Consider the following 13,227-nt stretch of genomic DNA (forward strand, 5'->3'; position numbering starts at 1 on the left):
TTTAGCGTCCGATCGCGTAGGCTTGCATCAGGCGCGGCGTCGCCGCTGCCTTCAGCAGGCCATCGGCCTCGCGCTTGGCGGCGGTCAGGCGGCCGACCGTCCAGGCATCCGAGACGGTGACATCGTGACCACGCTTGCGCAGGTCGCCAAGCGCCGCCTCGCCGACATTGGCTTCCACCATGATATTGCCCGGCTGGCTGGTGCGCGGATAAAACGAACCCGGAAAATGGGTGGTGTGGAACAGCGGCATGTCGATCGTCGCCTGCAGGTTCTTGCCGTGGTGCACGTAGCGCAGGAAGAACGGCAGCTGCCACTGGTCCTGCTGGTCGCCGCCGGGCGTGCCGAAGGCAAGCGTCGGGCGGCCCTGATGCAGCGCCAGAGACGGCGTCAGCGTGGTGCGCGGACGACGGCCCGGTGCCAGCGAGGTCGGCAGGCCTTCCTTCAGCCAGAACATCTGCGCACGAGAGTTGAGGGCGAAACCGAGACCCGGCACGATCGGCGAGGACTGCAGCCAGCCGCCGGACGGCGTGGTCGAGACCATGTTGCCCCAACGGTCGATGACGTCGATATGCACGGTATCGCCGCGCTTTTCGGAAAGATGCGCCATGGTCGGCTCATAGACGGCGCCCTTGCCGCTATAGCTTGCCAGCATCGACATGGTGAGGTCGTGCTGGTTTTCGAAGCCGGGAAGCTTGCCGGGACGCAGTTCGTAAGACGCTTCTGCGCCGATCAGCTTGCGGCGCTCGTCGTTATAGGCGTCCGACAGCAGCGTCTGGATCGGCACCTGCGCGAATTCCGGGTCGCCGTAATAGACTTCACGGTCGGCATAAGCGAGCTTCATCGCCTCGACGACGGTATGCACGAATTCCGGGCCGGTCGGATCCATCGATGCCAGGTCGATCTTGGAGAGCAGCGCCAGCGACTGCAGGAGAACCGGGCCCTGCCCCCAGCTCGGCGTCTTGGCCACGGTCCAGTCGTGATAATCGTAGGTCTGCGGCGCTTCGATCGTGGCGCTCCAGTCGGCCATGTCGGCGGCGGTCAGCACACCCTTGTGCTTTATGCCGCTGGCATCCATCACTTCGGCGGTCTTCAGAAAATCCTCGATCGCTTCAGCAACAAAGCCACGATAGAAAGCGTCGCGTGCTGCATCAACCTGCGCCTCGCGGCCGGTCGCAGCCTCGGATTCGCGGATGATGCGCTTCCAGGTTTCGGCAAGCACCGGGTTCTTGAAGTTCGAATGCGGCTCAGGCGCGGAACCGCCCGGCAGCCATGTCTCGTAAGAGGTCGGCCATTCCTTCTGGAAAAATTCGGCAAGGCCCTTGATGGTGGCCGAGACGCGCGGCAGCACCGGATGACCGTGTTCGCAATAATAGATCGCCGGCTCCAGCACGTCGCGAACGGACATCGTGCCGTAGTCGCGCAACATCAGCATCCAGCCATCGAAGGCGCCGGGAATGACGGTGGAGAGAAGGCCATCGCCGGGGATGAGCTTCAGGCCTTCCGACGTGTAGTGTTCGATTGTGGCGCCAGCCGGCGCCGGCCCCTGCGCGCAGATGACCTCGACCTTGTCCTTCTTCGTCGAATAGATGATCGCCGGCATGTCGCCGCCGGGGCCGCAGAGATGCGGCTCGACAACCTGCAGCACGAAACCGGTCGCGACGGCGGCGTCAAAGGCGTTGCCGCCCTTTTCCAGGATGGCCATGCCCACAGCGGAGGCGATCCAGTGTGTGGAAGTCACGACACCGAACGTGCCGAGGATTTCGGGTCTCGTCGTAAAGTCACTCATGCTTGCATTCCTTGAGAGATTAGCTTTCACGCGGGTCGAGCGCATCGCGCAGACCGTCGCCGAGAAGATTGAAACCAATTACGACGAGGAAGATCGCCGCGCCCGGCCACATCGCCATCCATGGCGCCTGGCTCAAAAAGTTCTTGGCGACATTGAGCATCGAACCCCAGGAGGGTGCCGGTGCCTGCTGACCAAGACCGAGGAAGGAGAGAGAGGCTTCGGCAATGATGGCGGTCGCCACCGTCAGTGTGGCCTGCACGATGATCGGCGCAAAGACGTTGGGCAGGATGTAGCGCGTCATGATGTCGACATGGCCGAGACCGACCGAACGCGCGCCCTCGACATAGTCTTCCGTCTTGACGGCCAAAACCTGGCCACGGGTCAGCCGCACGAAGATCGGCATTGCCGACAGGCCGATGGCAATCATCGCATTGGTGAGGCTCGGGCCGAGGAAGGCTGCAAGCGCGATTGCCGTGATCAGGAACGGCATGGCCAGCAGCGCTTCAGTGACGCGCTGGATGACCTGATCGACCCAGCCGCCAAAGTAACCGGAGAGCAGACCGAAGGGCACGCCGATGGCAACGGCGATGGCGACCGAGACGACACCGGCCATCAGCGAGGCGCGTGCACCCCAGATCATACGGGAGAGGATGTCACGGCCGAGATCGTCGGTACCGAGCCAATGGGCAGCAGACGGCGCCTTGCGGATCGCCCCCCAGCTGGTGGCGATCGGATCGGGGATCGGCAGGATCGGTGCCGCGATGGCGAGGATGGCGAAAAAGGCGATGATCCCCAGGCCGACCAGCGAACCACGGTTGGCCTTCATCTTACGCCATGCCCGGCTTTTTTCACGCGGCTTCAAAATCGGAGCGGTCTGTTCGATCACGGTCATAGCGTTGCCCTCAGACGCGGATTGAGAAGGACGTAGAGCACGTCGGCGATGAGGTTCATGACGATGAAACCGATGGCCGTACACATGACGATGCCCTGTACGACGGCGTAATCGCGGGTAAAGACGGCATCGACGGTCATCTTGCCGAAGCCGGGAATGGTGAAGATCTGCTCGGTCAGCACGGCGCCGGCCAGCAGTTCACCGAACAGCAGCGCCGAAAGCGTGATGATCGGCAGAAGCGCGTTGCGGAACGTGTGGCTGAGAATGACCTCGCGGGGCGAAAGACCTTTTGCACGGGCGGTGCGGATATAGTCGGAACTCAGCACGCCGAGCATGGCGGAGCGCGTGTGGCGCATCAGCTGTGCGGCAAGGGCCGTCGACAAAACGAAGGCCGGCATGATCATGGTTTTAATCGAGCGCACCGGATCGACAAAGATCGATTCGTAACCGGACGCAGGCAGCCAGCCGAGTTGCACCGAGATCAGCAGGATCAGCATGATACCGAGCCAGAAATTCGGCACCGACAGGCCGGAAAGCGCCACGATATTGGCGATGTAGTCGATTGCCCGGTTCTTGTAGACGGCTGCCAGGATGCCGGTCGGAATACCGATCACCAGAGCAAAAATCATCGCCATCACGGCAAGCTGGATGGTGACCGGCAGTTTCTGGCCGATCAGCTCGAGAACGGGCTGGTTGGTGCGCAGCGAAATCCCGAAGTCACCCATCAACATGCTGCCGAGCCATGAGAAATACTGCATGATCACGGGATCGTTGAGGTGATATTTTTCGCGCAGGAACGCGAGTGTCGCCGGATCGCGCTCTTCACCCGCCATGGCGAGAATGGGGTCGCCCGGCAGAAGTTTCTGCAGCGAAAACACGAAGATCGAAATGATCAACAGCGTCGGGATCGCGACCAGAAGCCGCTTGCCAATATAGACAGGCATGTCATCGCCCTCTTTGATAGTGGGAGACCGCGCGGACGTTGTTGTCCGCGCGGCGATCGTATGTCGGGATTACTTCTTGGAAACACCCAGCAGACGCATCATGCCATCCGGCGACGGCGCAAAGCCTTCGACCTTCTTGGAAATGGCATAGGCATAGGGCTGATGGCCGAGATAGATGATCGGCATGTCATCGTTGAGGATGACGCTGACAGCATCATACTTTTCCTTGCGCACGGCTTCATCCGGCGAAGTGCGGGCTTCGTCGAGCAGCTTGTCTACTTCCGGGTTGCAATATTTCACGTCGTTGATGCCGCCCTTGCAGGTGACGAACTGGTGAACATTGCCATCAGGATCAATACGGCCGGACCAGTCGGAACGGCTGAGCTGATAGTTGCCGGCAGTCTGTTCAGACAGCAGCGTTGCGAATTCGGTCGCCTTCAGCGACACGTTGAAACCCGCTTCCGCAACCATCGACTGGATGACCTGCATCATCTGCGTCTGCGTAGTGTTGTTGGCGTGCTGCAGTTCGATGTCGAGCGTCTCGTAGCCCGCTTCCTTCATCAATTGCTTTGCCTTTTCAACATCACGGGCCGGCACCGGAAGGTTCTTGTTGAACCACGGGCTGGTCGACGGGAACGGCTGGTTACCTGCCAGCGACGTGCCTTCAAAAACGATCTGGCCGATTGCTTCGCGGTCGATTGCCAGCGAGAAAGCCTGGCGCAGGCGCTTGTCCTTGCCGAGCGGGTTGTCGGCGCGTGGGCCATTGTTGACGTTGGCGTACATGGCCATGTAGCCCGGGCCGATGACGTCTGCATAGGTCAGGTTCGCATCATCCTTCACGGACTGCGCATCGGAGGCCGAGATACGCTCGGCGATGTCCAGATCACCCGAACGCAGGTTAGCGAGCTTCACCGTTGTGTCCGGGATCGGCAGGAAGGTCAGCTTGTCGACCTTGATCTTGTCCTTGTCCCAGTAGTCGGCAAACTTTTCGAGAACGATACGGTCCTGCTGGATGCGCTCGACGAACTTGAACGGGCCGGCGCAGACCGGCTTGGAACCAAAATTGGCGCCGAGTTCCTTGGCGGCCTTGGGAGCGACGATCATGCCGGCGCGATCGGTCAGCTGTGCGAGCAGCGTAACGTCAGGCGATTTCAGCGTGAACTTCACTTCCAGCGGGCCAGTCGCCTCGACCTTGGCAACCGAGGAAAGCTCGCTCTTGCGGCGCGATTCCGGCAGGGTCAGGTTACGTTCGATCGTGTAGACGACGGCCGCCGCATCCAGGGTTTCGCCGTCGTGGAATTTCACGCCTTCGCGGATCTTCATCGTCAGAACCTTGCCCTCTTCGGACCAGGCCCATTCTGTAGCCAGCTGCGGCACGACCTTCATGTTCTGGTCGATGTCGACCAGCTTGTCGCACATCGAGGTATAGACGATACGACCGACGAAAGTGCGCGACTGCGCCGGATCGAGAACGTCGGCATCGTCATTGAGGCCGATGCGCAATTCGGCAGACATGACTGGTGCGGCCAGGAAGGCGCTGGCCAGCAGTGCCGAGGTGAATGCGGAAAATTTCTTCATGTTCGTTCCTCTGGTCTGATTTATCTCTGTGTCGGCATTGTTCTTTTTGGCCGCCCGAAAAGGTGCGGCAGGCATTTCGACGGTTCAGGATGCGGCGCTGAGACGATCTCCCTCGTCATCAATGATTTCCAACGCAGCAATCTCCTTGTCCGTAAGTCCGGCGGCATCGAGTGAGGTTGCACGGATAAGTCGTTCCTGGTGCATCAAGAGATGCAGCCGCATCGCTTCGCTCGCCTTGCCCGGGTCACGCTCCGCGATCGCATCGACGATGGCATGATGCTGCAGATATGAGGCACGCGGATTCTTCCCGACGCGACGGGCACGCTCGCGGATCGACTGCCACGCCGCATCCTGACGGATGCGGTTGATGACATCGAAGATCGACAGAAAAAGCTGGTTTCCGGCACTCTGGGCGATCTGCCGATGCAGCGCGCCATCCCAAAGCTCCTTGGAATCGGCATCCGTGCTCTGGCCGATTTTTTCCGCCAACGCCCGCATACGCTCAATCTCTGCCGGTTTTGCCCGAAGCGCCGCCAGTTGCGCCAGCTGCGGCTCGATGCGCAGGCGCACCTCCATGATTTCCATGATGTCCGTGCCGGCCACCAGCGCCTCGACATGGCTGCTCCAGCCATCGGGCTTTTCACCAACGAAGGTCCCTGCCCCCTGACGGCGCCAGATCAGGCCTTCCGATTCCAGCACTTCGAGCGCGCGGCGTACGGAGCGACGGCCCACCCCCATCATCTCGGAAAGAGCGCGTTCGGTCGGCAGCTTGTCATCGGCGAGGTCACCACTGGCGATCAGCGCCCGCAGGCGCTCCAGGGCGTAGGCCGAATTGTCATGGGATACTTCGCTCACCGGCGGACCATTTACTGAACCAATCTTGAATTGGTCCCAGACAAAGACATTTTAACGTTTGCGTCAAGCTAGATTTTCATCATTTTTTTGCGCTGCACAAACGATGTGCAGGTGCGTAAAATTTCTGCCGGGCGCAATCAAACGTTCAGAAAAATAGAGTAGATATTGCGACAATTGGTCGCCATATTGCGAACTCGACCGAGCACCAGAAGCCGGAGTTTTTTATGAACCATTATGATCTGATCGTCGTCGGCAGCGGCCCAGCAGGCCGCCGCGCAGCCATACAGGCCGCAAAGCTGGACAAGAAAGTCCTTGTCATCGAACAGGGCAAACGTGTCGGCGGCGTCTCCGTCCACACCGGCACCATCCCGTCCAAGACGCTGCGTGAGACGGCACTCAATCTTTCCGGCTGGCGAGAGCGTGGCTTTTACGGCCTCTCCTACCGCGTCAAGCAGGAGATCAGCGCCGAAGATCTGCGCCGCCGCCTGCTGATCACGCTCGACCACGAAGTCGAGGTCCTTGAGCACCAGTTCTCCCGCAACCGCGTCCATCTCATGCGCGGCAAGGCGACATTCGTCGCCAAGGACACGCTGGCGATCGAAAAGGACGACGGCGAAATCCTGCACGTCAATGGCAACAGCATCCTGCTCGCCGTCGGCACAAAGCCGTTCCGCCCCGATTACATCCCGTTCGACAACGAGACCGTTCTCGACAGTGACGAGCTGCTGGATATCGCGCGCCTGCCGCGCTCGCTGGTGGTTATCGGCGCCGGCGTCATCGGCATCGAATATGCCACCATCTTCTCCGCGCTCGACACCGCCGTCACCGTCATCGATCCGAAATCGACCATGCTCGATTTCATCGACAAGGAAATCGTCGAGGACTTCACCTACCAGCTGCGCGACCGCAACATGAAGCTTCTGCTCGGCCAGAAGGCTGAAAAGGTCGAGCGCCTGCCCGATGGCAAGGTTTCCGTGACGGTCGATACCGGCCGCCGCATCATCGCCGACATGGTCCTGTTTGCTGCAGGCCGCATCGGCGCCACCGACAGCCTGAACCTTGCTGCCGCCGGCCTTGAAGCCGACAGCCGTGGTCGCCTGCGCGTTAACCCGGAAACATTCGAGACCTCCGTGCCCGGCATCTTTGCCGCCGGCGATGTCGTCGGCTTCCCGAGCCTTGCCTCGACCTCGATGGAACAGGGCCGCATTGCCGCCCGCGTTGCCGTCGGCGCCATCACCAAGGAACCGCAGAAATACTTCCCTTACGGCATCTATGCCGTGCCGGAAATTTCCACTTGCGGCCTGACGGAAGAAGAGATGAAGGAACGCGGCATTCCCTACGAATGCGGCATTGCGCGTTTCCGCGAAACCTCGCGCGGCCACATCATGGGCCTCGACAACGGCATGCTGAAGCTGATCTTCTCGCTGAAGACCCGTCGTCTTCTCGGCGTCCATATCATCGGCGAAACAGCGACCGAGCTCGTGCACATCGGCCAGGCCGTGCTCAACCTCAAGGGCACCGTCGAATATTTCGTCGAAAACACCTTCAACTATCCCACACTTGCCGAAGCCTACAAGATCGCCGGCCTCGACGCCTGGAACCGCATGGGCCCACCTGTGCCTAAGGAAGAAATCGTCGCCGGCCAACCCGCTGAAAAGGTGACGGCAGCCGAAACCTCCGAGCCGCAGAAGAAAAAAGCCGCCACCAAGTGAGGCGACCGCTCGGCAAGGAACGTTTGCGTTTTGGCCAGCGCCACCCGGTGCTGGCCTATTTCGCCACTCTGACGGTCATCCTGCTGTTTGCACTGTTCCCGCTGATCTCGGCACTCACCAGCATCTCGGTCGCGGATGCGGCTGGCTGCCGCGTCGATGAAGCCGGCAGCTATCCGTGCATCATCTTCGGCACCGATATCGGAGAACTTCTGGCTTTTCTCTTCGTGCTCGGCTGGCTGGGCATGGCAACGGTGCCGCTCGGGTTCATCTGTTTCCTCGTCTGGACCGGCTTTGTCATCGCCCGGATCATCCGCAAGCGCCGCCTGTCGCAGCAATAGAAAAAACAACACCAACGCAAAAAGCCGCCTCCGAAAGGAAGCGGCTTTTTCGTATGGCAGATACAAAAACGGCCCCTTGCGGGGCCATTTCCGTAAATTTTCGTCGCGATTAACGCGAGTAGAATTCGACGACGAGCGACGGTTCCATGATGACCGCGTACGGCACATCCGAAAGCGACGGTACGCGAGCGAAGGTGGCAACCATTTTGTTGTGGTCGACTTCGATATAGTCCGGAACGTCGCGTTCAGCGAGCGAAACGGCTTCGAGAACCGTTACCAGCTGCTTCGACTTCTGGCGAACTTCGATAACGTCGCCGGCCTTGCAACGGTAAGAACCGATGTTGACGCGAACGCCGTTGACCGTGACGTGGCCGTGGTTGACGAACTGACGGGCAGCGAAGACCGTCGGTACGAACTTGGCGCGGTAGACGATGGCGTCCAGACGCGATTCCAGCAGACCGATCAGGTTTTCACCGGTGTCGCCCTTGCGACGGTTGGCTTCTTCGTAGGTCGCGCGGAACTGCTTCTCGCGGATGTCGCCGTAGTAGCCCTTCAGCTTCTGCTTGGCGCGCAGTTGCACACCAAAGTCCGAAAGCTTGCCCTTGCGGCGCTGGCCGTGCTGGCCGGGGCCGTATTCGCGGCGGTTAACCGGGGACTTCGGACGACCCCAGATGTTTTCGCCCATACGGCGGTCAATTTTGTACTTGGACGATTCGCGCTTGCTCATCGCATTTCCTTTCGAACGGTTACACCGGTCTGTTGCCAAACCGGATGAAGGAAACACGCCCTCCTCTGAACCTCGTTTTAGAAGTTCTGACAGGCTTCTCACGGTAGCGACCGGAGAGTGCCACGGGACATGTCATTAAAACACCGGGCTTTGATACCCGGCGCTGGCGCGGTGTTTATGGGCCTGTCATGGAATTGTCAACTGCGCGATGCGTTGAGGGATCGAAGAGTTGTGCGTATAATCATATGACAGACAGCCCAAAGGTGATCCATGCAGATGAACCTTGACATCGATGACGACGTTTTTGAGGCCGCGAAGAAAATCGCAGAGAGCGAGGAACGGCAAATTGGTGACGTCATATCAGAGCTTGCCCGCAAATCGCTGACGCCATTGCGGTGGGAAATGAGAAACGGGGTTCCGTTAATTCCCAAACAGTTTGGATCAAAGCCGGTGACGATTGATATTGTCAACGCGCTCAGGGACGACGAGTATTGACCTCACTACTGGACGTCAATGTTCTGATCGCTTTGGCCGACCGCCACCATGAAAACCACGATGTTGCTCATCGCTGGCTGGGACGGAACGGGGCCAACGGCTGGGCAAGCTGCGCGATCACAGAAAACGGCCTGGTCAGGATCGTATCCAATCCACGCTATCCCAACAGCACCAAGTCTCCCGCCTTGGTAATACAGATGTTAGCGATGCTGCGACAAATGAGCGGCCATGTCTTCTGGAATGACTGCATCAGCCTGCTGGACGACAGCATTTTTCGGACTGACGAGATGATCTCGCACAAACAGGTAACAGATATCTATCTTCTGGGCCTCGCCCGCAGCTACCGAGGGTATTTCGCCACATTCGACAGGCACATCCGCGCGCAAGCCGTCATCGGTGGACGCGATGCGCTCCACATCATCGAGATCTAAAAACTACTCGGCCGCGATCTTGAGGTCACCCTCGTCAGGCGCTTCGGCGCTGCCCGGTGCCGTTTCGGCCTGCAGATCGGGGAAAGCGACGATACGTTTTCCGGAAAAATCCGCATGCACGACGATCAGCCCCTGCTCCTCGAAATACCCCAGCAGGCGGCGGGCGCGGCGGGCGGAATGGGTGCCGTAAGCACGGGCGATACGGGCGTCGGACGGGCAAGGCTCAGCCCCGAGCGCCGCTTTCGCCATCATCAGGAACACGCCCTGAAGGTCGTCCGAAACGCCGTTGGACAGCGAAAGCACAGTCGCCCAGGCTTCACTCGTTGCCATGGTCGCATCTACGCCTGAACGGGCAATCGCCGTGCGGCGGCGGAAATCGCTGAGCGAGATCGGCGATCCGGGCAGGCGGCGCATGCGGGCGCGCACCAGAAAATCCTGATAGAGAACGGCATCGGTGCGATAGGCCGATTGCGGATCGTCGAGGATTTCCGCCATCACCGCCATAAGGCGCTCTTCCCGCTCCTCCTCCGACAGTTCCGGCACCGGTACACGCGGCTCAGACGGCGAAGGCTGCATCACGGCCGGCGTCGAGCGAGAAAGCTCGGCCAGAATATCGGTTGTCGGGCGCGGCGTAGGCGTCGGGCGGCGCACAGCGGTCAACGGGCGCGAAAATTCTTCGGGGTCGGGCGTAAAGATCAGGTCTTCGACATCCTGCGGCGCATCCGGCAGCGGCATCAGCTTGGGGCTGGACGAACGCGCAGAAGTTTCCACCGTGCCGATGACGATCGGCAACGGACGGCGCGACAGGGCCGGGCCGAGCGCGACAAAATTGCCGCGCTTCAGATCGCGGAACATTTCTGCCTGACGACGATCCATGCCGAGCAGATCGGCGGCGCGCGCCATGTCGATATCGAGAAAGGTACGACCCATCAGGAAGTTGGAGGCTTCAGCCGCGACGTTCTTGGCAAGCTTTGCCAGACGCTGGGTGGCGATGACCCCGGCCAGACCACGCTTACGGCCACGACACATCAGGTTGGTCATCGCGCCGAGCGACATTTTTCGCGCATCTTCGGAGACGTCACCGCCAACCGATGGCGCAAACATCTGCGCTTCATCGACCACGACCAGAACCGGATACCAGAAATCACGGTCGGCATCGAACAGGCCGTTCAGGAAAGCGGCGGCAGCGCGCATCTGCTCTTCGAGATCGAGGCCTTCGAGCGTCAGCACGCAGGAGACGCGGTTCTTGCGGATACGGTTGGCAATGCCGGCAAGCTCAGCCTCGGTGCGCTCACCATCGACCACGACATGGCCAAACTTGTCGGCCAGAGTGACGAAATCGCCTTCAGGATCGATGACGACCTGCTGCACCCAAGGGGCGGACTGCTCCAGAAGACGGCGCAGAAGATGCGACTTTCCGGACCCGGAATTGCCCTGGACAAGAAGACGCGTCGCCAGCAGCTCCTCGATATCGAGCTTGGCGGCGTCCCCTCCTGCCAGGTTGCCCATATCGATGCCGACCTGCAATGCACTGCCCTCGTCTATATCGCTAACGGATTGATATCTTTGTTATCGCTGCACATGGCAGCGCAAGAGCGCCAAACGCTCTCCGTGCCTATAACAGAGATCGGGATTCGTTTCGCGGTGCAAGAGGCGAAATGCACAGTCTTTGCATTTGCAGCTTTCAAGCCGCGCGTTTGAGGCCCAGCGACAACAGCCCTGCCCCGATCATCAGCGAACCGCCGGTGCGATTGACGATCGTCTGGACTTTTGGCTTGCGGATCGTGTCGCGAGCCATCGATGCCAGCAGGCCATAAAGTGCTGCGTTGATTGTGGCCAGCACAAGGAATGTCACTTCGAAGACGGCCATCTGGAACAACAGCGGTTTTGCCAGATCGAGAAACTGCGGCAGGAAAGCCACGAAAAACACGATACTTTTCGGATTGAGCGCGGTGACGGCATAGGTGTGCAGAAACACTTTTAGCGGCCGCACTGCTGGCGCATTCTCTCCCGCATCGACGGCCTGCCCTGCCACGGGCGCACGCCAAAGCTTGATACCGAGATAGATCAGATAACCGGCGCCAACCCATTTCAGCAGCGTGAACAGCATTGCCGAGGTCGCCAGCAAGGCGCCAAGTCCCAGCATCGAGGCGGTCATGGCGGTGAAATCACCGAGCGCCACGCCTGCCACCGTCGCACTGGCGACCTTGCGTCCGTGGCTGAGCGAATAGGAAATGACCAGAAGAATAGTCGGACCGGGAATGGCCAGAAGAACCGCCGAAGCAGCAACGAAAGCAAGCCAGTGTTCGAGCGACATGAAATCCCCTCCCGGAAAACCGCAGCAAGCCACGGAAGCGTCAGGCTGGCAAGATCAATGAATTCACGCGGCCTCGTCATCCAAGCGCCGGATTTCCGGCTGCTCACGCTGCATGGCCTGCGACAGGTCATAATTGGCCTGCATGGCCAGCCACGCACGTGCCGTACTGGCACCAGCCCTTTCCAGACGCACTGCTAGATCCGGGCTGATTGCCGCGCGGCCATGCAATACCCGCGACAGCGCCACGCGCAACATTCCGAGCCTCTCGGCAGCTGCCGTGACGGAAAGCCGGAGCGGCACAAGAACGTCCTCGCGGAGCAGCTCACCGGGATGCGGGGGAGATTTCATCATGATGGCGCTCCTTCAATGATAATCCTGATAGTCCACAAGCTCGACATCCGCTCCAATGAACCGGAATGTCACCCGCCAATTGCCATTGACCCAAACAGACCAATAACCTCGCAAATCCCCTTTGAGCGAATGCAATCCGACACCGGGCAAATTCGATTCGGCAGAAGTTGTTGCGACATCCAGCAAGCCAGAGGATACGTGCGAGCTTTCTGGCATAGGCAACCTGAATGCCCCTGATCGTGCCAGATTTATAAATGGCCTCCAAATCCTTAGGCCGAAAGCTCACGATCATGCGTAACCGTATCGCGTAAAGATACACAGGGCCATATTATCGGCGCCAGTGGTAGAGCATATCCGGTTCGCGCTCATCATTGTCGGCACCGTCTGTTTCTCGCCTCGCGAGAAAGCCATGCGCCTCGTAGAAACGCCGCGCCCCGACATTGCGCTGAAACGTCCAAAGGCTCAGCACGCAATGCGTGGATTTTGCTTGATCCAGCAGGCGCGCACCGATCCCCTGCCCATGTGCGTGCGGAAGGACGTAAAGCTGCTCTATCCAGTTCTCACGAAAGGCGATGACGCCGATAAGTTCGTCCTGCCGCGCGACGCCCCATATGACGCAGTTCGTAAACAGATAGCCCGACCAGAAAGCCAGATCTTCTTCTGAAGTGTGACGGCCTGCAAGCCAGGGAAGTCGCGCATCGAATGCGTTGCGAAACACATTCGATGCGGCAGCCATATCCTTCAACGCCAGCGGACGGTAGGTCAGTTCTTCGTTCACGGGCATGCCCGCCATTGCAGAAA

At 59.8% G+C, this 13,227-nt stretch carries 15 protein-coding genes; 4 read left to right on the top strand and 11 right to left on the bottom strand.

Annotation, left to right across the window (positions count from 1 at the left end; all coding sequences use genetic code 11):
• Position 1 precedes the first annotated feature (1 nt).
• From AAIH70_RS00555 to AAIH70_RS00575, 5 genes are all read right to left on the bottom strand, one after another.
• On the bottom strand, positions 2-1,786 hold the full coding sequence (locus AAIH70_RS00555) for a gamma-glutamyltransferase family protein (protein ID WP_132273445.1): 1,785 nt from the start codon (positions 1,784-1,786) through the stop codon (positions 2-4).
• Positions 1,787-1,805: 19 nt separating this feature from the next.
• On the bottom strand, positions 1,806-2,678 hold the full coding sequence (locus tag AAIH70_RS00560; RefSeq protein ID WP_132273444.1) for an ABC transporter permease: 873 nt from the start codon (positions 2,676-2,678) through the stop codon (positions 1,806-1,808).
• The gene (locus AAIH70_RS00565) at positions 2,675-3,622 is read right to left on the bottom strand and encodes an ABC transporter permease (RefSeq protein ID WP_132273443.1); all 948 of its coding nucleotides are present in this window, start codon (positions 3,620-3,622) and stop codon (positions 2,675-2,677) included. Before AAIH70_RS00565 ends, AAIH70_RS00560 begins: the two co-directional genes overlap by 4 nt.
• A gap of 69 nt (positions 3,623-3,691) precedes the next feature.
• Positions 3,692-5,137, bottom strand: coding sequence for an ABC transporter substrate-binding protein (locus AAIH70_RS00570; RefSeq protein ID WP_245519148.1), 1,446 nt, complete (start codon positions 5,135-5,137; stop codon positions 3,692-3,694).
• 147 nt (positions 5,138-5,284) lie between these two features.
• Positions 5,285-6,055: a FadR/GntR family transcriptional regulator gene (locus AAIH70_RS00575; RefSeq protein ID WP_132273441.1), complete on the bottom strand. Its 771-nt coding sequence runs from the start codon at positions 6,053-6,055 to the stop codon at positions 5,285-5,287.
• A gap of 224 nt (positions 6,056-6,279) precedes the next feature.
• Between AAIH70_RS00575 and sthA the strand changes: the two genes are divergently transcribed.
• Together sthA and AAIH70_RS00585 are read left to right on the top strand one after the other, a co-directional pair.
• On the top strand, positions 6,280-7,767 hold the full coding sequence (gene sthA, locus AAIH70_RS00580; RefSeq protein WP_132273440.1) for a Si-specific NAD(P)(+) transhydrogenase: 1,488 nt from the start codon (positions 6,280-6,282) through the stop codon (positions 7,765-7,767).
• Positions 7,764-8,105 (top strand): hypothetical protein, encoded by a 342-nt coding sequence (locus AAIH70_RS00585; RefSeq protein ID WP_132273439.1) that lies wholly within the window; start codon positions 7,764-7,766, stop codon positions 8,103-8,105. Before sthA ends, AAIH70_RS00585 begins: the two co-directional genes overlap by 4 nt.
• A 109-nt stretch (positions 8,106-8,214) precedes the next feature.
• Here the strand turns inward: AAIH70_RS00585 and rpsD are convergent, their stop codons facing one another.
• Positions 8,215-8,832, bottom strand: a complete 618-nt coding sequence (gene rpsD / locus AAIH70_RS00590; protein ID WP_132273438.1) for a 30S ribosomal protein S4 — start codon at positions 8,830-8,832, stop codon at positions 8,215-8,217.
• A gap of 276 nt (positions 8,833-9,108) precedes the next feature.
• On the opposite strand from rpsD, the gene AAIH70_RS00595 reads away from it, so the two are divergent.
• Both AAIH70_RS00595 and AAIH70_RS00600 read left to right on the top strand, forming a co-directional pair.
• Complete coding sequence (locus AAIH70_RS00595; RefSeq protein WP_245519124.1) at positions 9,109-9,327, top strand: CopG family transcriptional regulator; 219 nt, start codon at positions 9,109-9,111, stop codon at positions 9,325-9,327.
• Positions 9,324-9,758: a TA system VapC family ribonuclease toxin gene (locus tag AAIH70_RS00600; protein WP_132273436.1), complete on the top strand. Its 435-nt coding sequence runs from the start codon at positions 9,324-9,326 to the stop codon at positions 9,756-9,758. The genes AAIH70_RS00595 and AAIH70_RS00600 overlap by 4 nt, the downstream gene beginning before the upstream one ends.
• Before the next feature lie 3 nt (positions 9,759-9,761).
• On the opposite strand, the gene AAIH70_RS00605 is transcribed toward AAIH70_RS00600, so the two are convergent.
• The 5 genes from AAIH70_RS00605 to AAIH70_RS00625 form a co-directional block, all read right to left on the bottom strand.
• A complete protein-coding gene (locus tag AAIH70_RS00605; RefSeq protein ID WP_165931994.1) occupies positions 9,762-11,285 on the bottom strand; it encodes an ATP-binding protein in 1,524 nt (507 codons plus the stop codon).
• Between the two features lie 157 nt (positions 11,286-11,442).
• Positions 11,443-12,075: a LysE family translocator gene (locus tag AAIH70_RS00610; RefSeq protein WP_132273435.1), complete on the bottom strand. Its 633-nt coding sequence runs from the start codon at positions 12,073-12,075 to the stop codon at positions 11,443-11,445.
• A gap of 63 nt (positions 12,076-12,138) precedes the next feature.
• Complete coding sequence (locus tag AAIH70_RS00615; RefSeq protein WP_132273434.1) at positions 12,139-12,426, bottom strand: HigA family addiction module antitoxin; 288 nt, start codon at positions 12,424-12,426, stop codon at positions 12,139-12,141.
• Positions 12,427-12,438: 12 nt separating this feature from the next.
• Complete coding sequence (locus AAIH70_RS00620; protein ID WP_245519147.1) at positions 12,439-12,642, bottom strand: type II toxin-antitoxin system RelE/ParE family toxin; 204 nt, start codon at positions 12,640-12,642, stop codon at positions 12,439-12,441.
• A 112-nt stretch (positions 12,643-12,754) separates the two neighbouring features.
• On the bottom strand, positions 12,755-13,210 hold the full coding sequence (locus tag AAIH70_RS00625) for a GNAT family N-acetyltransferase (protein WP_132273433.1): 456 nt from the start codon (positions 13,208-13,210) through the stop codon (positions 12,755-12,757).
• Positions 13,211-13,227: the final 17 nt, after the last annotated feature.

Source organism: Neorhizobium sp. BT27B, from assembly GCF_050455485.1.
GTDB lineage: Bacteria > Pseudomonadota > Alphaproteobacteria > Rhizobiales > Rhizobiaceae > Neorhizobium.